Below are 18,977 nucleotides of genomic sequence, written 5' to 3'. Positions count from 1 at the left end.
CAGCGTCAGGCCCTTTCCATGATTGCCAGCCGGGCCGCCAAAGTGATGAATATCCCTCCGGTGACCCAACCCATGATGCGCGAGGCGCGCGGGTTCGAAATCAGAAGCTTGCCCGCTCCGCCGGCGAACACGCCGACCAGCCCGTTCACCACAAACCCGCCCAGCGCGATGATGACGCCAAAGATCAGGAACTGCGCAAGGATCGACCCCGAGTTGGGATCAACGAATTGCGGGATGAAGGCCAGAACAAACAGGATCAACTTCGGGTTGGTCAGGTTCACCACCAACCCATCCCGAAAGGCCATGCGGGTCGGCCTGACCGACCCCTCTGCCGAGACCGCACCGTTCCGGATCGCGCCCCATGCCAGATACAGCAGATAGGCAACGCCCATCCAGCGGATGACATCGAACAGCCACGGCATTGAAGACACCAATGCCCCAAGGCCCAGCCCGGCCAGCAGCACATGCACCATCGATCCCAACGAAATCCCTGCGCTTGCCAACAGCGCCGCTTTTGCGCCGGAACGCAGCCCTTGTCCAAAACAGAACATCATGTCCGCGCCGGGCGTAAAATTCAGCACGATGGCCGCAGGGATGAAGGCCAAAAGGGTAACGATATCGATCACAAGGAAACCTCGAACCAGTTTGCCTTTGGCCCCAGATTGGCGATCTGCGACCGCCCCAGTGTGCCGCGATAGCCCCAGCTGTCGTGAATATGGCCGCAAAACACCAGCCCGGGTTGTAGTCTTTCCACCGCATCGCGCACTGAGACCGAGCCGACCGAGATGCCCTGCGACGTGGTATCGCCATAGCCTTTGGGCGGCGAATGCACGATCAGCACATCCGCGCCGTCGCAGCGATCCAGCAATTCCGTTGCTTCTGCCTCGGTCAAATCGCAGGACCAGTCGCCAAAGGGCGTCACCGGCACGCCATAGCCCAGACCGAACAGGCGCACCCCATCGACGGTCATGCCTGTACCGTGCAGCACATGCACGCCTTCGGGGGCGGCATCGATCAACTCACCCGCGCTTTCGGCATTGCCGGGAACCAGAACCAGCGGGGCCGATATGCCCGAGAGCATGTGCATCGCCTCATCCAGCCCCTGCCGCATATTGCAATAGTCCCCGGCCCCGATGACCAGATCCGCTTCGGCGCTGGCCGCAACCAGCTCGGCGGCGCGGTTGCGCGCCATATGCAGGTCCGAGAAGGCCAGAATCCGCATCATCCTGCCCCCAGCCGTGCTTTCAACTCCAGCAGATCGGCCCAGGCCTGGCGCTTCATCTGTGGTTGGCGCAGCAGATAGGCGGGGTGGAACATCGGGATCACCGGCAGGTCCAGCGCCTGATCCCAATTGCCGCGCAGCCGCGTGATGCCGCGTTTGCCCAGCACCGCCTGACAGCTGATATTGCCCATCACCACCAACACCTCGGGCCTGGCCAGCGCCACATGGCGTTCCAGAAACGGCTTCATCATGCCGATCTCTTCCGGCTTGGGATCCCGGTTTTGCGGCGGCCGCCAGGGCAGCACATTGGTGATATAGACGTTCTCGCGCCGATCCAGATCAATCGCCGCCAGCATCCGATCCAGCAATTGCCCTGCGCGACCGACAAAAGGCTTGCCCTCGCGATCTTCATCCCGGCCCGGAGCCTCGCCGATGATCATGACCCGAGCGCCCGGCGTGCCGTCGGCAAACACCAACTGGCGCGCACCGCGTTTCAACTCGCAATGGTCAAACGCCTCCATCGCTGCGCACAACTGGTCCAGAGAGCCTGCATTTTGCGCGGCGGATTTCGCAATCGCGACCGGATCGACCTGCTTGGGCGTGGCCGGGGCCGCCTGCGGGGTGGCGGGTTTCTTGGCCTTGGGCGCGGTATCGGGCAACGCGTAACGGTCCACCGGCGCGTCCCCGATAGCCTCGGTCACGCCCAGTTCGATCTGCCAATCCAGCAGCGCCCGCGCGGTATGATAGTCCAAGCCCGATTCCATGCCCTTCAATCTAACCAGCTTTTGACTGAGGGAAAGCGAATAGACCTTGTCACGGCGCAGGGTCGCACCGACCATGACCCCAACCATGTTGTCGATCCTGCGATTCCTTTTGATTTCCTTTCTGTTGGTCCCCCTCAGCGGTCCGGCCGATGCGCAGTTATTCGACCGTGGCACGCAATGCCGGGGCGGACAGTTTCAATGCGGCAACCGGTGCTGCTCGGCCGGGCAAAGATGCAGCTTTGACGGGCACTGCATCCCATTGGGCGGCACCTATTGCGGTGGCGGTCGGTCCTGCGGCCCGTTTGAACGCTGTGTTCCGGGCAGCACCCGCTGTGCGCCAAAGGCCGCAAACGCCTGTAATTCAAGCCTGGATTGCCCAAGCGGCAGCCGTTGCAACGGGCGAGGAGAGTGCGAGCCGATCCAACCCGATCTCCACCTGAACCTGCCGCAACCCTGCGCCGATGGCCGGATTTGCGCGCGCGGATCGTTCTGCCTGCCGCAGGGCGGTTGTTCCCGCGCCGGATGGTTCTTATGCGAAAAAACCGGGTCGCAATGCCGCCCGGGCTTCAAATGCTCGAAAAATCAGGGCTGTGTCCCGGGCAAGGCGGTCGATTGCGGCTATGGCAAATGGTGCAAACCCGGTGAGCGGTGCCTGCCAGAAGGCGGGTGCGAGATATTGCCCGAGGGGTCTGATCCTTAGGTTGCCTTGGCCCGCGCGGCTTTCTATAAGCGGTCCGATTGTCAGACAGGAGCCCGCCCAATGCGTTTCGCCCATCGTCACCTTCTTGGCATCGAGCATCTGTCGCAATCCGATATTACCGCCATCCTCGATCTGGCCGAAAAATATGTCGATCTGAACCGGCAATCCGCCAAACACTCGGACGTGTTGTCGGGGCTGACCCAGATCAACATGTTCTTTGAAAACTCGACCCGCACGCAGGCCAGTTTCGAACTGGCCGGTAAACGTCTGGGTGCGGATGTGATGAACATGGCGATGCAGGCCAGTTCGATCAAAAAGGGTGAAACGCTGATCGATACAGCGATGACGCTGAACGCAATGCATCCCGATCTGCTGGTGGTGCGGCATCCGCATTCCGGCGCGGTGGACCTGCTAGCGCAAAAGGTGAACTGCGCCGTGCTGAACGCCGGGGATGGCAAGCACGAACATCCCACGCAGGCTCTGCTGGATGCGCTGACCATCCGCCGCGCCAAGGGCCGCCTGCACCGTCTGAACATCGCCATTTGCGGGGATGTCGCGCATTCGCGCGTGGCACGCTCGAACCTGATCCTGCTGGGCAAGATGGAAAACCGCATCCGCCTGATTGGCCCTCCGACGCTGGTGCCCGCGCAATTCGCCGAATTCGGGGCCGAGATTTATGACGATATGGCCGAGGGTCTGCGGGACGTCGATGTGGTCATGATGCTGCGCCTTCAGAAAGAGCGGATGGATGGCGGCTTTATCCCCTCAGAACGCGAATATTATCACCGCTACGGTCTGGACGCCGCCAAACTGGCGCTGGCCAAACCCGACGCCATCGTCATGCATCCCGGCCCGATGAACCGGGGTGTCGAGATCGACGGAACCTTGGCGGATGACATCAACCGATCCGTCATTCAGGAACAGGTCGAGATGGGCGTCGCCGTCCGAATGGCCGCCATGGAACTGCTGGCCCGCAATCTTCGCGAGGCCGCATGAGCGATCTGACCATCGCCCCCCATGAACACGGCGTGATCCGCCTGTTCACGCTGGACATGCGCCCCGAAGAGGCGAAGTTCCTGCGCGAGCCGGGTGCGGCGGATCAGGTTCTGGGGGTCGACGGGCTGGACCCGGATCAGATCGACGTCTTTCCGGTCTCCGACCTCGAAGACCTCGGGCTATATGGCTATCTGAACGACGGTTGTGGCGTGTCCGAGGATCAATTGGACCGCACGACGCTGGACGCGGTCGAGGGCTGGGTCATGGTCCTGCGAAGCGCCGCGTTCCACCGGCGCCCCGCGACGCTGACCCCCGCCCCCCGCCTAAAGCTGATCGGTCTGTTCACGGAAGAGGCGACAAACTGGACCGGTGGCGAAATCGAAACGGACAGCGCCAAACCCTTCTCGGCCCCGCAACATGCGGGCGATGGGGGCAAGGCGTCGCGCCGTATGGGATCGGCTTTTCTGGCCCTTGTCCTGTTGTTGGCCGTCGGAGGTGCCCTGTGGCTGATCCTGTGATCTTCGCGCCCGACAAGGGGGCCTATGTCCGCACCAACGCATGGCTCGCCGCCGCAGCCATGGCTGGCGCGATGATCATTCTGTGGCTGATCGGCAACCCCTATGTCTGGACCGGAGCCCCCGCTGGCCTCGCCGCAATCGGGTTGCGCGCGTGGTATCTGGCCTCCGAGGAACTGACCGCCGCGTGGGAAATGACTGAAACCATGCTCACCGGCCCCGGCCCGCGCAAAGTTGCGCTGAACCAGATCGAGGCTGTGAACACCATGGGCAGCTTTGTCCAGCTTGTGACCAAGGGCGGCGACAAGCATCTGATCAAGTACCAGGCGGACCCCGCCGCCACCAAAGCCGCCATCGAAAGGGCCCTGCCATGAGCACCGTTCTGTTTACCAATGCCCGCCTGATCGACCCGGAAAGCGGGGCGGACTCGGCCGGGTGGCTGCACGTGGCCGACGGGCGCATCGTGGCAAAGGGCGACGGCGAGGCCCCCGCCATCGACGGGCAGGTCATCGATTGCCAGGGCAAATGCCTTGCCCCCGGTATCGTCGATATTGGCGTCAAAGTGTGCGAGCCGGGCGAGCGGCACAAGGAAAGTTATAAATCCGCCGGGCAGGCAGCGGCGGCAGGTGGGGTGACCACGATGGTCACGCGGCCCGACACCTCGCCCGCGATCGACACGCCCGAAACTTTGGAATTTGTAACCCGCCGCGCGCAGGCCGACACTCCGGTCAATGTGCTGCCCATGGCCGCGCTGACCAAGGGCCGTGAAGGCCGCGAAATGACCGAGATCGGGTTCCTGATGGACGCGGGCGCGGTGGCCTTTACCGATTGCGACCATGTCGTCACCAACACCAAGGTCTTTTCGCGCGCGCTGACCTATGCGCGGTCTTGCGGCGCGCTGGTGATTGCGCATCCTCAGGAACCGGGCCTCAGCGCCGGGGCGGCGGCAACCAGCGGCAAGTTTGCAGCCTTGCGCGGGTTGCCTGCGGTTTCGCCCATGGCCGAGCGTATGGGGCTGGACCGCGACATTGCATTGCTGGAAATGACCGGGGCAAAATATCACGCCGACCAGATCACCACCGGCCGTGCCCTGCCCGCGCTGGAGCGCGCCAAGCGCAACGGGCTGGATATCACCGCCGGGACCTCGATCCACCATCTGACGCTGAACGAACTGGACGGGGCCGACTATCGCACCTTCTTCAAGGTCAAGCCGCCGCTGCGGTCCGAGGATGACCGGCAGGCAGTGATCGAGGCGGTGCGAACCGGCCTGATCGACACGATCAGCTCGATGCACACGCCGCAGGATGAAGAAAGCAAACGCCTGCCGTTTGAAGAGGCCGCATCCGGAGCCGTCGCGCTGGAGACGCTGCTGCCTGCGGCCCTGCGCCTGTATCATTCGGGTCAGCTGGACCTGCCGACCCTGTTCCGGGCAATGACGCTGAACCCGGCGAAACGGCTGGGTCTAAACAGTGGCCGTTTGTCCACAGGTGCGCCTGCCGATCTGTTGGTGTTCGATCCGGACATTCCCTTTGTGCTGGACCGGTTTACACTCAGGTCAAAATCACAGAACACGCCGTTTGACGGGCAGAGGATGCAGGGTAAGGTCATTGCAACCTATGTTGCCGGCAAAGAAGTCTACCGGAGAGCCTGATGCCCTTGATTGATAGTACGACAACCCAGCTCATCCTGTGGGCGGCTATGGGCTATTTGCTGGGGTCGATCCCGTTTGGGCTGATCCTGGCCAAGGTGATGGGGCTGGGCAATCTGCGGCAGATCGGGTCGGGCAATATCGGCGCGACCAACGTTCTGCGTACGGGCAACAAGGCTGCGGCTGCGCTGACGCTGCTGTTCGATGCCGGAAAAGGCGCGGCGGCTGTTTTGCTTGCGCGGGCCTTTGCGGGGGAAGACGCCGTGCAGGTGGCCGCGCTGATGGCGTTTCTGGGGCATTGCTTTCCCATCTGGCTGGGCTTCAAGGGCGGCAAGGGCGTGGCAACCTTTCTGGGTCTGTGGCTGGCGCTGGACTGGCGGGTCGGGGTGGCGTGCTGCCTGACCTGGCTTGTGGCGGCTGCCATCTGGCGCATCTCATCCGTTGGCGCGCTGGCTGCTGCCGCCTTGTCCACCACATGGGTCGTGGTTCTGACCGATGGATCCAGCTTTGTGCTGGGGATCATCCTGACGCTGCTGGTCTATTGGCGTCACAACGCCAACGTGGCCCGGATCAAAGCCGGGACCGAGCCCAAAATCGGAAAGCCGTGACCGCCACAGACGTGTTTCTTGCCGCGTTTTTTGCGTTGCCACTGGGCACGTTCACCGGCCACGCGCAAGGCGGGCGGTACGTTGTTTCGCGTCAGGAAATGGCGGGCGGCAAGTCGCATAAACTGGTCGCGCATCAGTTGGACGGCACCGATTACATCAGCCTGAATCTGTATCAGACCCGCAACAGCGGCGCGTTGCTGCGCCCCTGCGAAATGCCCGCCGAGAAGGTGGTCGCCTTTGTTCTGGCGCTTCGCCCGGATGCGTGATTCGACTGCATTTTCGAACAGACCCTCTTCACCCTCGCACAATCACAATTGATTGTTTTGAACGTGAACAACCCGCTTCCCACCTGAAATTTCGTGACGGTCAATTACCGGCCGCACAGGACAAAATCCCGGGTGCGCATATCGCAATTGCAGTGAGAACGCGCAGCCCATTTCACGAAAGGTGAAGCTATGAACACGTTTAAATCTCTGATCGGTGGCGTTGCCCTGTCTGTTGCTCTGGCAACTTCGACCCTGGCCGCAGGCGTTGAAATCAACGCAAGCTCGACCGGACTGGCGATGCAGGGCTATGACCCGGTTGCTTATTTCACCGAAGGCGAGGCCACCAAGGGCGATTACCGCATCACCACGCTGCACGATGACGCGCTGTACCGCTTCTCGTCGGAAGAAAACAAAGCCGCGTTCGAAGCCAACCCCGAGGCTTACCTGCCCGCATATGGCGGCTACTGCGCGTTTGGCGCGGCCATGGGCTTCAAGTTCGACGGTGACCCGAACCACTGGAAAATCGTCGACAACACGCTGTACCTGAACCTGTCGAAAGACATTCAGGAACGTTGGGAAGGCGACATCCCGGGCTTCATCGAACAGGCCAGCGCAAACTGGGAAGACATCGCGGACAAAGCGCCTGCAGAACTGCAGCAATAATCCGCTTAAAAACCAACGCATGTCGGCGGCAGAGTGATCTGCCGCCGACATGTCATTTGAAGCCCTTGGCACGCACCCTATCTTTTTTGACAGACAGACCCGGATTTAACGGGCGCAGGCCGGTCAGATCGACCGACATTCAGTACGGAAAATGTAGCAAACGATGATCCGGCCCCGGCTTCGGATCGTAACAGCTTGTACACAGGCGCAACCTCAGGCCTCTGGCCGCTGCGCTCATTTTGCGAATGAAAGGATCAAAAGATGACTGGGAAATTGGCGCTCATCGCAGCTGTATCCACGTTGGCGGCAGGGTCGGCCATGGCGCAGTCCTCGGGCGACTGGACCGGGTTCTACGGCGGCTTGCAGCTTGGTTATATTGACGTTGACACCAGCCTCTCGGGCGTGGACGGAGACAGCGCGCTCGGCGGCATCGTTCTGGGCTACGACTATGATCTGGGCGACTGGGTCGTGGGTGGCGGGTTCGATTATGACTGGGCAGATGTCGATCTGTCTGGCGCGGCCACGGTCGAGGATGTCTGGCGCATCAAGGCGCGCGCCGGGTACAAGGTGACCGCTCAGGGGCTGCTTTATGGTGTCGGGGGCTATGCCGAAGCCGGAACCGACAATCTGGGCAGCGACAGTGGCTGGTTCATCGGCGCGGGCTATGAACAGCTCGTTGCGCCCAATGTCAGCATCGGGGGCGAGTTGCTGTATCACGAGTTTGACGATTTCAACTCGACCGGCGTGGATGTGGACGCCACCACGTTGCAATTCCGGGCGACCTATCGGTTCTGACGACCGCGACATAGATAACGGGACCTGGCGTCATTCGCCGGGTCTTTGCGTTCAGATATCCAGGATCGTACTGCCCGTGGTCTGACGCGCCTCAAGCGCGCGGTGCGCATCGGCGATCTGGTCCAGCGGAAAGCGCTGGTCTATGTGGATTTTGACCTCGCCGCCTTCGACCTTGCCGAACAGCCGCCGCGCCATGGCCTGACACACCGTGTGATCCCCGATATGGGTGAACAGGGTCGGTCTGGTGATCTTGAGCGATCCCTTTTGCCCCAGAATCCCGATATCCACCGGCGGCACGGGCCCCGAGGCATTGCCGAATGAAATCATCATGCCCAGCGGCTTGAGGCAATCCAGCGACCCCTCGAACGTGTCCGCCCCGACCGAATCCATCACCACATCGACGCCTTTGCCATTGGTGATCTCGGCCACCCGCTCGACAAAATTCTCGGTGCGGTAGTTGATACAATGGGCCGCGCCGTTGAACTGGGACAATGAACATTTCTCATCGGTTCCGGCGGTGCCGATCAGGGTAATCCCCTCGGACTTGGCCCATTGGCAGGCGATCAGGCCGACGCCCCCGGCGGCTGCGTGGAACAACACCGTATCGCCACGCCGCAAAGGCGTGGTGCGGTGAAACAGATATTCAACCGTCATGCCTTTCAGCATCATCGCGGCGGCGGCTTCGAAGGATATGCCATCAGGCAGCGGACAGACCTGCGCGGCTGGCATCACCCGCGCCTCGCAATAGGCACCGGGCGGGGCGGCGGCATAGGCAGCGCGCTGGCCGGGCTCCAGATGGGTCACACCCTCGCCAACCGCTTCGATCACACCTGCGGCCTCCATGCCCAACGCATGGGGCAACTCCAAAGGATACAGGCCCGTGCGCTGGTAGACGTCTATGAAGTTCAAACCGCAGGCATGATGGCGGATGCGAACCTCGCCGGGGCCGGGATCGCCCAACGACCTGTCTTCGATCTGCAAAACCTCGGGTCCGCCAAATTCCTGGATGACGACTGTGCGGGCGGTGTGCTGCATTCTGACCTCCTTCTGCCTGTGCCCAAGCTATCACGCCTGCGCGACAGGGCAATCGGCGCGAAACGCATCCTCGTGATTCGCGGTTATCGAAAACTGTGCTATAGTTGCATCAGGCGTTGCCGGCTGGTCCGGCCACGGGCAACCCCAAGCCGGATCCATTCCGCGGCGCATCTTCGCCAAGGAAAGGGAACAAGATGGCAAAAACAATCGGTAATCCGATCAGCTGGGCAGCCCAAAGCCTTGGAGCGACCAGCGATCACGTCAGCGAAAGCGTCTCGCGCATTGGTAGTTCGGATGTCCGCCACCTGCCGATGGTCCAGACACTTACGATTCAGGATCTCAAGGCCTGCCTGAGGGCCGGATACAACGATTTCCTGGAAACCCGGGCGGACGCGATCTTTATCGTGCTGATCTATCCGATCGCCGGGCTGCTGATGTTCGGCTTTGCGATGAACCTGAACCTTGTGCCGCTGCTCGCCCCGCTGGTCGCAGGATTTGCGCTGATCGGACCGGTCGCCGCTGTTGGCCTGTATGAGATCAGCCGCAAGCGCGAAGAAGGCGGCGAAGTCCATTGGCTGGACGCGTTCGGCGTCTTCCGGTCACCGTCCTTCGGGGCCATTCTGGCGCTGGGTTTCTATCTGGTCATGCTGCTGCTGGTCTGGCTGATGGTCGCGCAGAGCATCTATGTGCAGACCCTCGGCCCGGAACCCCCAACCTCATTCGGGGCGTTCGTGAGCGAAGTTCTGACCACGGGGGCCGGATGGACGATGATCATCTTCGGAACCGCTGTCGGGTTTGTCTTTGCCCTGTGCGCGCTGGCCGTCAGCGTTGTCAGCTTCCCGCTGTTGCTGGATCGCAAGGTGGGTCTGCCGGTCGCGGTCGTCACCTCGGTCCGCGTTTTGCGTCACAATCCGGGCGTTGTGTTGTGCTGGGGCTTCATCGTGGCCGCGCTGCTGGTTTTGGGCGCAATCCCGATGCTGCTGGGTCTGATCGTGGTGATGCCCGTTCTGGGCCACGCAACCTGGCACCTGTATCGGCGCGCGGTTGCGTGACCTGATTTGGGGGGCGCGGGTCAGCCCGCGACGTTCAGAACGATCTTGCCAATATGTTGCGAGCTTTCCATGTGCGCATGGGCCGCCGCAGCCTCGGCCATAGGGAACTCACTGTCCATAACTGGCGCGACCTTGCCTGCGGCCAGCAAGGGCCAAACAGCTTCGCGCAAATCCTGCGCGATCCTCGCCTTGGCCAGATCGCTTTGCGGGCGCAACGTGCTGCCGGTCAGCGTCAGTCGTTTCACCATCATCAGGGCAAAGTTCAACTCGGTCACTGGACCTTGCAGAAAGGCGATCTGGACCAGCCGCCCATCCTCGGCCAGAGCCTTCACATTGCGCGGGATATAATCACCGCCCACCATGTCGAGGATCAGGTTCGCCCCGCCTTCGGCCCGCATGACACCGACAAAATCCTCATCTTTGTAGTTTATCGCCTTTTCGGCCCCCAGTTTCAGGCAGGCCTCGCATTTCTCAGCGGACCCGGCGGTAGCGAAGACCCGCGCGCCAAAGGCATTGGCCAGTTGGATCGCAGTGGTGCCGATCCCGCTGGACCCGCCATGGACCAAAAACCGATCTGCCGCTTTCAGGCCACCGCGCGTGAACACGTTGGACCAGACGGTAAAGAATGTCTCGGGCAGGCAGGCGGCCTGTTTCATGTCCATCCCGTCCGGCACCGGCAGGCAATGCGCGGCAGGCGTGGCGACATATTCCGCATATCCTCCACCGGGCAGCAGCGCGCACACCTTGTCGCCCAGCGACAGACCCTCGACGCCCGAGCCCACGGCCACAACCTCGCCCGACGCTTCCAGCCCCGGCAAATCGCTGGCGCCGGGCGGGGGATCGTATGCCCCGGCGCGCTGCAGGGCGTCCGGGCGGTTCACCCCGGCATAGGCAACCTTTAGAACAACCTGCCCCGCCTCGGCTGTGGGGATCGGGCGTTCCGTCAGCTTCAGAACGTCGGGGCCGCCGGGCTGGCTGATTTCGACAGCGCGCATCATCTGGGTCATGGGCAAATCTCCTTTGCCCAATGCCTAGCTGTCAACCGGCCAAAGGCCAAGCGTTGACTACTTGCGAGGGTTCAACAGACCCGGCAGATCGGCCCGCATCTTTACCGGAGCCTTCACATGACCGGCCAGCCAGTTCGGCACCGCCAGAAACGGCTTGAACAGCGGATTACTGTTCACCTGCGCCTTGAGCTTTTCGAACTGCATCACGTCGCCAATGCGTCGGTCCAGAAACTCCCACGTTTTGTGGTGATCGGGCGAATCGTCCCCCAGCCAGAACAGCAGGGTCGAGGAATAGACCCCCGACAGCGTCGCCCGCTTGGTGTACCAGTTCACGTCATCCGATGTATCGCCCAGCGCATCCCATATCAGATCGCAGGTCTGCCAGACCGCCTTGGCCCCCTCGCCCGCATGTATCGGCAGCGAAAATAGCGTCATGCCCCGGCGGACCAGTTCCTTATCCTCGACCGCTTCCAGCCGGAACCGAACGGCAGCGGCGACCTTTTCGCGGAACTTAAGCGCGCTGAGGTCTTCGGACTTGATCCGGTCCAGCATCATCTGATCGCCGCGCGCATGATAGGCCAGCGCCAGATCAACCGCGCCGCGCGGGCAGATCGCCCGGGCCAGACCGTCATCCAGATCGCAATCGGCGATCGCCGCGCGAAAGCTGGTTTCGGACCAGCCGTCAAACGGCACGTGGATCAGCATCGCGTCCAGAAGTTGCTGTTTTGCGTCTTCATAAGTCACTGTCATGGCGGTTCTCCGGTGTTCGGGGCCAGTACTAGACAAGTTAGAACGGCTTTGCTATACGGCCAACTCCTGCAATTTCCTTGCAACTCTATCTAGAAAGGTGGTGACAACCACATGCAGGTTAGTGTTCGCGACAATAACGTCGATCAGGCGCTTCGTGCCCTGAAGAAAAAGCTGCAGCGCGAAGGCGTGTTCCGTGAAATGAAGCTGAAGCAACATTTCGAGAAACCGTCCGAGAAAAAAGCGCGCGAGAAGGCTGAAGCGATCCGCCGTGCCCGTAAACTGGCACGTAAGAAAGCACAGCGCGAAGGTTTGCTCTAAGACCTTTGGTCTCGTCCAGCTTTGGATGACACTATTTGACGACCCCCGAGGCATCGCCCGGGGGTTTGTCGTTTTAAGGACCGGTCTCATTTCGCCGACTCGAACATGTCGGCTGTGCGGCAAGCTGCCATTTCGCCCCCGGCAGGATTTTGCCCGGCATTTTGCAGCGCAACGAATCCCGCATCGGTAGCGCGGGCCTGCCCAAATTCGCCTGATTGCTCAGCGCCGCTATCGGCCGCGTTGCGGGTCTTTGTATCAGCCTCCCGTCACCCAAGACGACACATCAAAAAACGGAGGCTACAATGTCGACTGCAAGCAATATCGAGCGAGAAATGCTCGCGCTGATCAATCAAGAGCGCACATCCCGCGGACTGAATCCGCTGCAATTGGAAACGCGGCTGAACGCATCATCCGAGGATCACAGCGAATGGATGCTGGATCGCGATATCTTCAGCCATACCGGTTCGGGCGGGTCTAGCGCGACACAGCGGATGGAGGATGCCGGATTCGATCTGTCGGGTAGCTGGCGCACGGGCGAGAACATCGCCTGGCAATCGGAACGTGGTGCGCCGGGGATCAGTGACGATGTCGCACAGCTGCATCAGAATCTGATGAACAGCCCCGGCCACCGCGCCAACATCCTGAATCCGGATTTCGAATATATCGGGATCGGTATCGAGACCGGGGACATGCAAGGCTTTGACGCCGTGATGGTCACACAGAACTTTGCCACCACGGATGGCACGGTTGTGCTGGACACGGGCTCGGCCCCGACCCCGCCACCTGTCATCCCGGATGTCCCGGACGCACCGGATACGCCCGACGCGCCTGATACGCCAGATCTACCAGATACTCCTGACGTGGCTGATACACCCGACACACCCGACACACCGGACGTGGTTGATACGCCAGACGTAACCGACGACCCGGACACGCCGGTCGAACCAGATACACCTGATGTGGCGGAAGACCCAGACGCACCGGTCGCGCCCGAGGACCCCGACGTTGCCGAGCAACCCGATACGCCCGAGCCAGTGGATGAATACACTTTTGACGTCGAAGCGTTCCTTGCTGCGATCGAGCAGTTCGTGAACGAAATTCTGGCCTTGATCGACGACTTTGACTGGATCGACATCGAACTGCCGGACACACAGACCGTAGACGCCGGAACGGACGACGACCTGCTGCTGCTGCCCGACCCAAGCACCGACGACACACCTTCGGACCCCATGGCGGACTTGGGCGATGACGATGACATGCTGGAGTTCACGCCCTTTGAACCGGGCTGTATGATGGATGCTGCCTGATCGCGAAAAAATGATGTGGCGGGGCCAAACACGCCCCGCTTCTGCGCGAGTTTCTGCACAGACCCCGACAATGGCTGGTAACAATTCGCTCAGCCGGCGGAACAGCCCGACCTGCGGCTTTATTTCGCCAAAGTCTCGCCACTAATGTCCCCACAAAATTACACAATCAACCGGAGGCAGAATCATGTCCAGCGCCAGCAATCTTGAACGTCAGATGCTCAGGCTTATCAACGAAGAACGCACAAAACGTGGCCTTAATCCTCTGCAACTTGAACTGCAGCTGAATGAGTCTGCCGAGGACCACAGCGAGTGGATGCTTCAAAGGGATATCTTCAGTCACACCGGTGCAGGCGGATCCAGCGCCACACAGCGGATGCGAGACGCAGGGTTTGACTTCACAGGCAACTGGCGATCCGGCGAAAACATCGCGTGGCAATCCGAGCGTGGCGCCAGCGGGGCCGCTGATGATGTCGCGCAATTGCACCAAAGCCTGATGGACAGCCCTGGCCACCGCGCCAACATCCTGAATCCCGATTTCGAATATATCGGGATCGGGATCGAGATCGGGAATTTCCAGGGCTGGGACGCTGTCATTGTCACCCAGAACTTCGCGCGCACATCCGCTCCGGTGCAGTTGGACACCGGCAGCACGCCCGGTCCTGTTACGCCAAAGCCTAGCACTGTCTCGCCGGGGACTGTCGGGGATAGTCAAGACGATATCTTTGTCTTGGCAGCAGGAACTGCGGGGCGACTTGAAGGTAAAGGCGGCAATGACACTTTGACCGGCCAAAACGGAAGGGACGTCCTCGTCGGCGGGTCCGGCCATGACAACCTGACAGGCCAAGGCGGCAACGACAGAGTATACGGCAACTCTGGCGATGACACGCTACGCGGAAACAATGGCGCAGACCTCCTTGACGGTGGGCATGGCAATGACAGAATTTTCGGCGGGTATCAGAACGACCGACTGTTTGGAAGTTTCGGATCTGATACTCTGGATGGTGGACGAGGGTCGGACACACTGGATGGCGGAAATGGTAACGACGTACTGAAAGGTGGAACCGGTTCGGATATTCTCAGGGGCGGACAGGGCAATGACACGCTGGTCGGAGGCGGCGGTAACGATATTTTGGCCGGTAACGTCGGCAATGACATCATGACTGGCGGGGGTGGCGCGGACAGTTTCGTGTTCAGGCCAGGCACTGACCGGATCACCGACTTTCAAGACGTCGATAGGATCGTCCTTAAGTTTGCCGACCCGATAACCGGCTACTCTGACCTCAGGAACAACCACATGACCCAATCCGGCGACGACGTTGTGATCAATGACGGTTTGGGCAACAGGCTGATACTTGAGGATACACTGTTGGCCGATCTCGGCCGGGATGATTTTATCTTCTGATCACCCCCAACACCCAAACAAGAAACGCCCCAAACATGGGGCGTTTCGTTTCAATAGATTTTGGGAACGTGAAGCTCGTCCGGCAGGACGCGGCGTTCGTAGTCGGGGTTGTAGCGGCGATCCGGCAGGTTGACCTTTTCCTGCGGCACATCCGTGTAGGGGATCTTAGTCAGCAGATGCTCGATACAGTTCAACCGCTCGCGTTTCTTGTCGTTGCCTTCAACGATGTACCACGGCGCCTCAGAGATGTTGGTGCGGAAGAACATATCCTCTTTGGCCTTGGTGTAGGCCTCCCAGCGGATGCGGGATTCCAGATCCATAGGGGACAGTTTCCACTGTTTCATCGGGTCGTGGATGCGCATGAGGAATCGCAACTGCTGTTCCTCATCCGTGATCGAGAACCAGTATTTCAGCAGGATGATCCCCGACCGCACCAGCATCCGTTCGAATTCGGGAACGTCCTGAAAGAACTGTTCCACCTGATCTTCGGTGGCAAAGCCCATGACCCGCTCGACACCCGCGCGGTTGTACCATGAGCGGTCGAAGAACACGATCTCTCCGGCGGCGGGCAAATGCGGGACGTAGCGCTGGAAATACCACTGGCTCTGCTCGCGGCGGCTGGGTGCAGGCAGGGCAACCACGCGCGCAACACGGGGATTCAGACGCTGGGTGATCCGTTTGATCACGCCGCCCTTGCCCGCACTGTCGCGGCCTTCGAACAGAATGCAGACCTTGGCACCGGTATGCTGCACCCAATCCTGAACCTTGATCAGCTCGGCCTGAAGGCGCAGCAGGTTGCGGAAATAGACCTTGCGGTCCAGCATATCCGGATGCTGATCCTTGTAGATCTTGCGGACTTCCATCGACAGCATTGGCTCGCTGAATTCGATCTCGAAATCTTCGTCCAGCGTGTCTTCCAGTTCGGCTTCCAGCCAGTCTTTGGGGGCGTCATCGTTTTCATATGCCAAAGTCTGTTCCTTTTTGGTCATCGGGTGCGGACCGTATCGGCTGTGTGTAACCGCCTGATGTCATCGGACAAATTGATGACATGATGCGCCGGCCCGAACCTGCACCGGGTCCGGGCGGCTTTGCGACCCTTTGCACAAGTTTGACCCGCGCGGGCCGGGGATACAAGCGTCAGAATTGCCGCAATCTGAACAGCTTGACCCAAAAAGCAGTTCGGAAATCTTGAGTCGGTCTTGCATTGCTGTACATCACTGAGGTCGTTGACATGAAGAGATAGAATTGGCGTACGTATTTTCCATTCTTCCCGCGATCTGGCCCTGGCTGATCCTTATTGCAGCGCTGGTCACAGCGGTGTCGGGGCGCATGAGCGTTGGTTTGGCGTTGTTGGTATTGTTTGCCAGCGTCGCCTCGGTCACAGACCTGATGACACCGCTGGCGGTTGCAGTTGTCGCACTGGGGCTGATCGGCGCGTCCGTCCTGCCCCGCCTGACGGGATGGGGTGCGGTTGTCGGGCACGTGTTGCTGATCCTGTGGTGTCTGGCCCTGGGGGCGCATTTGATACCCGGCTTCAACAACCTGCGCGTTCTGGATGCCGTTCATGCCGGAGCAAACAGCGCCGCATTCACGATGCACCTGAACCTCGACAAACCAATGGTGGTGTTTGCGGTCCTGCTTGCCTGGCCAGGGATGGTTGGGGCTGCACATAAAACCAATGTCGCGCTGCTTGCCGCCGGGTGTGCTCTGCTGCCGTTGCTGATAGCGGCTGCTGTAGCCTCTGGCGCGGTTCAGCCGGAAATGGGCCTGCCGCCGTGGTGGCTGCTCTTCTCGCTTTCAAACCTGTTCCTGACCTGCATCGCGGAAGAGGCGTTTTTTCGCGGCTACCTGCAATCCATCCTGAGTTCCAAACTGGGAACAGCCGGAGGGATAGCTGCGGCAAGCCTGTTGTTCGGGCTGGTCCATTTCGGCGGCGGTCCGGCCCTGGTGGTCTTTGCGACGCTACTTGGTGTGGGCGTGGGCTGCGCCTATGCCGCGACGGGTCGGCTGTGGGTTCCGATTGCGATGCATTTTGCGTTCAACTTCGTGCATCTGGCGTTTTTCACCTATCCGGGTCCGGCCTGAGACCTAAACCGGCAGGGCCGTGGTTTTGAAAACGGTCCGCAGTGCAAACGAGCTCTGCATCTGCGCCACACCCGGAAGACGGGACAGATATTGCCGGTGGATGCGCGCAAAATCCTCGGTGTTTTCGGCCACAACTTTCAACAGGTAATCCGCCGTCCCGGCCATCAGGTGGCATTCCAGCACATCCGGAATGCGGGCCACGGCCTTTTCGAACGCGTTCAGAACCTCTTCGGCCTGACCCTGCAATGTGATCTCGACAAACACGGTCGTCGGCACATTCATCTTCCGGGCGTTCAGCAACGCAACGTAATTTCGAATGTACCCTTCAAGTTCCAATCGCTGTACGCGACGATGGCAAGCTGACGGCGACAGATTCACCATCTCGGACAGGCCCGCATTCGAAAGGCGGCCGTTCTTTTGCAGAGCGGCAAGAATCTTACGATCAGTCGTATCCAAGCTCATTCACGCACATCCATTGCAAGGTTTTGCCCTATTGCAGGAGATTCTTTCGAAAGAAAATCCATTGGCGGGCATTGTTTCACAAAAATTGCGTAACGTAATGCACATAATTTGAGCAGTTTATGAACGGAGAGCCAAAATGAAAATCGGTTGCCCCAAGGAAATCAAACCTCAGGAATTCCGTGTCGGCATGACACCCAACGCCGCACAGGAAGCCATCGCGCGCGGCCATGAGGTCATCATCGAAACCGGCGCGGGTCTGGGATCCGGCTTTGCCAATGAAGATTACGTGGCAGCAGGTGCCAGCATCGTTGACACCGCAGCCGAGGTGTTTGCGACAGCGGACATGATCGTGAAGGTCAAGGAACCGCAGGCGGTCGAGCGCAAGATGCTGCGCGAAGGCCAGCTGCTGTTCACCTATCTGCACCTGGCCCCCGATCCGGATCAGACCCGTGACCTGCTGGAGTCGGGCTGCACCGCGATTGCCTATGAAACCGTGACCGACCGCAATGGCGGCCTGCCACTGCTGGCCCCGATGTCCGAGGTTGCCGGTCGTCTGGCCCCGCAGGTCGGCTCGTGGACGCTGCAAAAGGCCAATGGTGGCCGCGGCGTTCTGATGGGCGGCGTTCCCGGCGTTGGCCCGGCCAAGGTTGTGGTGATCGGTGGTGGTGTTGTTGGCACGCACGCAGCCAAGATCGCAGCAGGCATGGGCGCGGATGTCACCATCCTGGACCGCTCGCTGCCGCGTCTGCGCTATCTGGACGACGTCTTTGGCCGCACCTTCAAGAACCAGTACTCGACCGCTGGCGCGACGGCTGAACTGATCCAGACCGCCGACATGGTTATCGGCGCGGTTCTGATCCCCGGCGCCGAAGCGCCCAAGCTGGTATCGCGCGCGCAACTGTCGACCATGAAGCCCGGCGCGGTTCTGGTAGACGTGGCCATCGACCAGGGCGGTTGCTTTGAAACCTCGAAGGCGACCACCCATGCTGATCCGATCTACGACGTGGATGGCATCATGCACTATTGCGTCGCCAACATGCCGGGCGCGGTCGCGCGGACTTCGACCATCGCGCTGGGGAACGCAACGATGCCGTTCATGCTGGCGCTGGCCGACAAGGGCTGGAAACAGGCGTGTCAGGACGATCCGCACCTGCTGAACGGTCTGAACGTACACGCCGGTCAACTGACCTACTATGCGGTTGGCAAAGCTCTGGGCATTGATGTCGTCTCTCCCAACGTTGTCATCAAATCCTAGGCTCTCCCGCCGCTGAAAGCGCCCGCTGACGCGGGCGATTTCCAGCGTTGGGCCAGGCCGCGCCTTCGGGCGCGGCTTTTGCCTTTTTGGGGTATCCTTTCGCACAATAGAAAAGGCGCCGCACGAA

The 18,977-nt window shown here is 60.6% G+C and carries 22 protein-coding genes; 14 read left to right on the top strand and 8 right to left on the bottom strand.

The window, feature by feature from the left end; all coding sequences use genetic code 11:
• Positions 1 to 5: 5 nt before the first annotated feature.
• From ACR0MO_RS17530 to ACR0MO_RS17520, 3 genes are read right to left on the bottom strand one after another with little or no spacing between them, the layout of a single operon-like run.
• Entirely contained in the window at positions 6 to 626 is a 621-nt protein-coding gene (locus ACR0MO_RS17530; protein ID WP_480892536.1) for a LysE family translocator, read from the bottom strand.
• Positions 623 to 1,222, bottom strand: coding sequence for a metallophosphoesterase family protein (locus ACR0MO_RS17525; RefSeq protein ID WP_480892635.1), 600 nt, complete (start codon positions 1,220 to 1,222; stop codon positions 623 to 625). Before ACR0MO_RS17525 ends, ACR0MO_RS17530 begins: the two co-directional genes overlap by 4 nt.
• Positions 1,222 to 1,986 (bottom strand): uracil-DNA glycosylase, encoded by a 765-nt coding sequence (locus ACR0MO_RS17520; protein ID WP_480892632.1) that lies wholly within the window; start codon positions 1,984 to 1,986, stop codon positions 1,222 to 1,224. Before ACR0MO_RS17520 ends, ACR0MO_RS17525 begins: the two co-directional genes overlap by 1 nt.
• A 760-nt stretch (positions 1,987 to 2,746) precedes the next feature.
• Between ACR0MO_RS17520 and ACR0MO_RS17515 the strand changes: the two genes are divergently transcribed.
• The 8 genes from ACR0MO_RS17515 (at position 2,747) to ACR0MO_RS17480 (ending at position 8,177) form a co-directional block, all read left to right on the top strand.
• A complete protein-coding gene (locus ACR0MO_RS17515; RefSeq protein ID WP_170624085.1) occupies positions 2,747 to 3,682 on the top strand; it encodes an aspartate carbamoyltransferase catalytic subunit in 936 nt (311 codons plus the stop codon).
• On the top strand, positions 3,679 to 4,200 hold the full coding sequence (locus ACR0MO_RS17510; protein WP_480892533.1) for a hypothetical protein: 522 nt from the start codon (positions 3,679 to 3,681) through the stop codon (positions 4,198 to 4,200). The genes ACR0MO_RS17515 and ACR0MO_RS17510 overlap by 4 nt, the downstream gene beginning before the upstream one ends.
• Positions 4,185 to 4,571 carry a hypothetical protein gene (locus ACR0MO_RS17505; protein ID WP_480892530.1) on the top strand — a complete coding sequence of 129 codons (387 nt, stop codon included), beginning with the start codon at positions 4,185 to 4,187 and terminating at the stop codon, positions 4,569 to 4,571. The genes ACR0MO_RS17510 and ACR0MO_RS17505 overlap by 16 nt, the downstream gene beginning before the upstream one ends.
• Positions 4,568 to 5,848, top strand: a complete 1,281-nt coding sequence (gene pyrC / locus ACR0MO_RS17500; protein ID WP_480892527.1) for a dihydroorotase — start codon at positions 4,568 to 4,570, stop codon at positions 5,846 to 5,848. Before ACR0MO_RS17505 ends, pyrC begins: the two co-directional genes overlap by 4 nt.
• The gene (gene plsY / locus ACR0MO_RS17495) at positions 5,848 to 6,453 is read left to right on the top strand and encodes a glycerol-3-phosphate 1-O-acyltransferase PlsY (protein ID WP_170624093.1); all 606 of its coding nucleotides are present in this window, start codon (positions 5,848 to 5,850) and stop codon (positions 6,451 to 6,453) included. Before pyrC ends, plsY begins: the two co-directional genes overlap by 1 nt.
• Positions 6,450 to 6,719 carry a hypothetical protein gene (locus tag ACR0MO_RS17490; RefSeq protein WP_170624095.1) on the top strand — a complete coding sequence of 90 codons (270 nt, stop codon included), beginning with the start codon at positions 6,450 to 6,452 and terminating at the stop codon, positions 6,717 to 6,719. Before plsY ends, ACR0MO_RS17490 begins: the two co-directional genes overlap by 4 nt.
• A gap of 189 nt (positions 6,720 to 6,908) precedes the next feature.
• On the top strand, positions 6,909 to 7,382 hold the full coding sequence (locus ACR0MO_RS17485; protein ID WP_170453197.1) for a YHS domain-containing (seleno)protein: 474 nt from the start codon (positions 6,909 to 6,911) through the stop codon (positions 7,380 to 7,382).
• A 261-nt stretch (positions 7,383 to 7,643) separates the two neighbouring features.
• Positions 7,644 to 8,177 (top strand): porin family protein, encoded by a 534-nt coding sequence (locus ACR0MO_RS17480; protein ID WP_170624097.1) that lies wholly within the window; start codon positions 7,644 to 7,646, stop codon positions 8,175 to 8,177.
• 51 nt (positions 8,178 to 8,228) lie between these two features.
• Here ACR0MO_RS17480 and ACR0MO_RS17475 read toward each other — a convergent pair whose 3' ends face one another.
• Positions 8,229 to 9,212 carry a quinone oxidoreductase family protein gene (locus ACR0MO_RS17475; protein ID WP_480627043.1) on the bottom strand — a complete coding sequence of 328 codons (984 nt, stop codon included), beginning with the start codon at positions 9,210 to 9,212 and terminating at the stop codon, positions 8,229 to 8,231.
• 194 nt (positions 9,213 to 9,406) lie between these two features.
• On the opposite strand from ACR0MO_RS17475, the gene ACR0MO_RS17470 reads away from it, so the two are divergent.
• A complete protein-coding gene (locus tag ACR0MO_RS17470; RefSeq protein ID WP_170737307.1) occupies positions 9,407 to 10,264 on the top strand; it encodes a DUF2189 domain-containing protein in 858 nt (285 codons plus the stop codon).
• Positions 10,265 to 10,284: 20 nt separating this feature from the next.
• On the opposite strand, the gene ACR0MO_RS17465 is transcribed toward ACR0MO_RS17470, so the two are convergent.
• Together ACR0MO_RS17465 and ACR0MO_RS17460 are read right to left on the bottom strand one after the other, a co-directional pair.
• Positions 10,285 to 11,271 carry an NAD(P)H-quinone oxidoreductase gene (locus ACR0MO_RS17465; protein ID WP_170624101.1) on the bottom strand — a complete coding sequence of 329 codons (987 nt, stop codon included), beginning with the start codon at positions 11,269 to 11,271 and terminating at the stop codon, positions 10,285 to 10,287.
• Positions 11,272 to 11,328: 57 nt separating this feature from the next.
• The gene (locus ACR0MO_RS17460) at positions 11,329 to 12,021 is read right to left on the bottom strand and encodes a COQ9 family protein (RefSeq protein ID WP_480781371.1); all 693 of its coding nucleotides are present in this window, start codon (positions 12,019 to 12,021) and stop codon (positions 11,329 to 11,331) included.
• A gap of 111 nt (positions 12,022 to 12,132) precedes the next feature.
• Between ACR0MO_RS17460 and rpsU the strand changes: the two genes are divergently transcribed.
• The 3 genes from rpsU to ACR0MO_RS17445 all read left to right on the top strand — a co-directional run bounded on the left by rpsU (position 12,133) and on the right by ACR0MO_RS17445 (position 15,048).
• Positions 12,133 to 12,339, top strand: coding sequence for a 30S ribosomal protein S21 (gene rpsU / locus ACR0MO_RS17455; RefSeq protein WP_005614280.1), 207 nt, complete (start codon positions 12,133 to 12,135; stop codon positions 12,337 to 12,339).
• 302 nt (positions 12,340 to 12,641) lie between these two features.
• Positions 12,642 to 13,646, top strand: coding sequence for a CAP domain-containing protein (locus tag ACR0MO_RS17450; RefSeq protein ID WP_480892522.1), 1,005 nt, complete (start codon positions 12,642 to 12,644; stop codon positions 13,644 to 13,646).
• A gap of 184 nt (positions 13,647 to 13,830) precedes the next feature.
• Positions 13,831 to 15,048, top strand: a complete 1,218-nt coding sequence (locus ACR0MO_RS17445) for a CAP domain-containing protein (protein ID WP_480627047.1) — start codon at positions 13,831 to 13,833, stop codon at positions 15,046 to 15,048.
• 50 nt (positions 15,049 to 15,098) lie between these two features.
• On the opposite strand, the gene ppk2 is transcribed toward ACR0MO_RS17445, so the two are convergent.
• Complete coding sequence (gene ppk2, locus ACR0MO_RS17440; RefSeq protein ID WP_170453205.1) at positions 15,099 to 16,037, bottom strand: polyphosphate kinase 2; 939 nt, start codon at positions 16,035 to 16,037, stop codon at positions 15,099 to 15,101.
• 256 nt (positions 16,038 to 16,293) lie between these two features.
• Between ppk2 and ACR0MO_RS17435 the strand changes: the two genes are divergently transcribed.
• The gene (locus ACR0MO_RS17435; protein ID WP_480585534.1) at positions 16,294 to 17,133 is read left to right on the top strand and encodes a CPBP family intramembrane glutamic endopeptidase; all 840 of its coding nucleotides are present in this window, start codon (positions 16,294 to 16,296) and stop codon (positions 17,131 to 17,133) included.
• Between the two features lie 3 nt (positions 17,134 to 17,136).
• Here the strand turns inward: ACR0MO_RS17435 and ACR0MO_RS17430 are convergent, their stop codons facing one another.
• On the bottom strand, positions 17,137 to 17,595 hold the full coding sequence (locus ACR0MO_RS17430) for an Lrp/AsnC family transcriptional regulator (protein WP_170453206.1): 459 nt from the start codon (positions 17,593 to 17,595) through the stop codon (positions 17,137 to 17,139).
• Between the two features lie 136 nt (positions 17,596 to 17,731).
• On the opposite strand from ACR0MO_RS17430, the gene ald reads away from it, so the two are divergent.
• On the top strand, positions 17,732 to 18,850 hold the full coding sequence (gene ald / locus ACR0MO_RS17425; RefSeq protein WP_170624109.1) for an alanine dehydrogenase: 1,119 nt from the start codon (positions 17,732 to 17,734) through the stop codon (positions 18,848 to 18,850).
• Positions 18,851 to 18,977: the final 127 nt, after the last annotated feature.

The organism is Ruegeria sp. K5 (assembly GCF_056531805.1).
Note: the sequence above shows the minus strand (reverse complement) of the source record. Positions and strands in the feature narration are given on the sequence as shown.

What these genes read in the sequence shown, in the direction of transcription:
- ACR0MO_RS17525 (WP_480892635.1), bottom strand. Translation starts at nt 1,222, where the DNA reads ATGCGGATTCTGGCCTTCTCGGACCTGCATATGGCGCGCAACCGCGCC.
- ACR0MO_RS17520 (WP_480892632.1), bottom strand. Translation starts at nt 1,986, where the DNA reads ATGGAATCGGGCTTGGACTATCATACCGCGCGGGCGCTGCTGGATTGG.
- ACR0MO_RS17515 (WP_170624085.1), top strand. Translation starts at nt 2,747, where the DNA reads ATGCGTTTCGCCCATCGTCACCTTCTTGGCATCGAGCATCTGTCGCAA.
- ACR0MO_RS17510 (WP_480892533.1), top strand. Translation starts at nt 3,679, where the DNA reads ATGAGCGATCTGACCATCGCCCCCCATGAACACGGCGTGATCCGCCTG.
- pyrC (WP_480892527.1), top strand. Translation starts at nt 4,568, where the DNA reads ATGAGCACCGTTCTGTTTACCAATGCCCGCCTGATCGACCCGGAAAGC.
- plsY (WP_170624093.1), top strand. Translation starts at nt 5,848, where the DNA reads ATGCCCTTGATTGATAGTACGACAACCCAGCTCATCCTGTGGGCGGCT.
- ACR0MO_RS17485 (WP_170453197.1), top strand. Translation starts at nt 6,909, where the DNA reads ATGAACACGTTTAAATCTCTGATCGGTGGCGTTGCCCTGTCTGTTGCT.
- ACR0MO_RS17480 (WP_170624097.1), top strand. Translation starts at nt 7,644, where the DNA reads ATGACTGGGAAATTGGCGCTCATCGCAGCTGTATCCACGTTGGCGGCA.
- ACR0MO_RS17475 (WP_480627043.1), bottom strand. Translation starts at nt 9,212, where the DNA reads ATGCAGCACACCGCCCGCACAGTCGTCATCCAGGAATTTGGCGGACCC.
- ACR0MO_RS17470 (WP_170737307.1), top strand. Translation starts at nt 9,407, where the DNA reads ATGGCAAAAACAATCGGTAATCCGATCAGCTGGGCAGCCCAAAGCCTT.
- ACR0MO_RS17465 (WP_170624101.1), bottom strand. Translation starts at nt 11,271, where the DNA reads ATGACCCAGATGATGCGCGCTGTCGAAATCAGCCAGCCCGGCGGCCCC.
- ACR0MO_RS17460 (WP_480781371.1), bottom strand. Translation starts at nt 12,021, where the DNA reads ATGACAGTGACTTATGAAGACGCAAAACAGCAACTTCTGGACGCGATG.
- rpsU (WP_005614280.1), top strand. Translation starts at nt 12,133, where the DNA reads ATGCAGGTTAGTGTTCGCGACAATAACGTCGATCAGGCGCTTCGTGCC.
- ACR0MO_RS17450 (WP_480892522.1), top strand. Translation starts at nt 12,642, where the DNA reads ATGTCGACTGCAAGCAATATCGAGCGAGAAATGCTCGCGCTGATCAAT.
- ACR0MO_RS17445 (WP_480627047.1), top strand. Translation starts at nt 13,831, where the DNA reads ATGTCCAGCGCCAGCAATCTTGAACGTCAGATGCTCAGGCTTATCAAC.
- ppk2 (WP_170453205.1), bottom strand. Translation starts at nt 16,037, where the DNA reads ATGACCAAAAAGGAACAGACTTTGGCATATGAAAACGATGACGCCCCC.
- ACR0MO_RS17430 (WP_170453206.1), bottom strand. Translation starts at nt 17,595, where the DNA reads ATGAGCTTGGATACGACTGATCGTAAGATTCTTGCCGCTCTGCAAAAG.
- ald (WP_170624109.1), top strand. Translation starts at nt 17,732, where the DNA reads ATGAAAATCGGTTGCCCCAAGGAAATCAAACCTCAGGAATTCCGTGTC.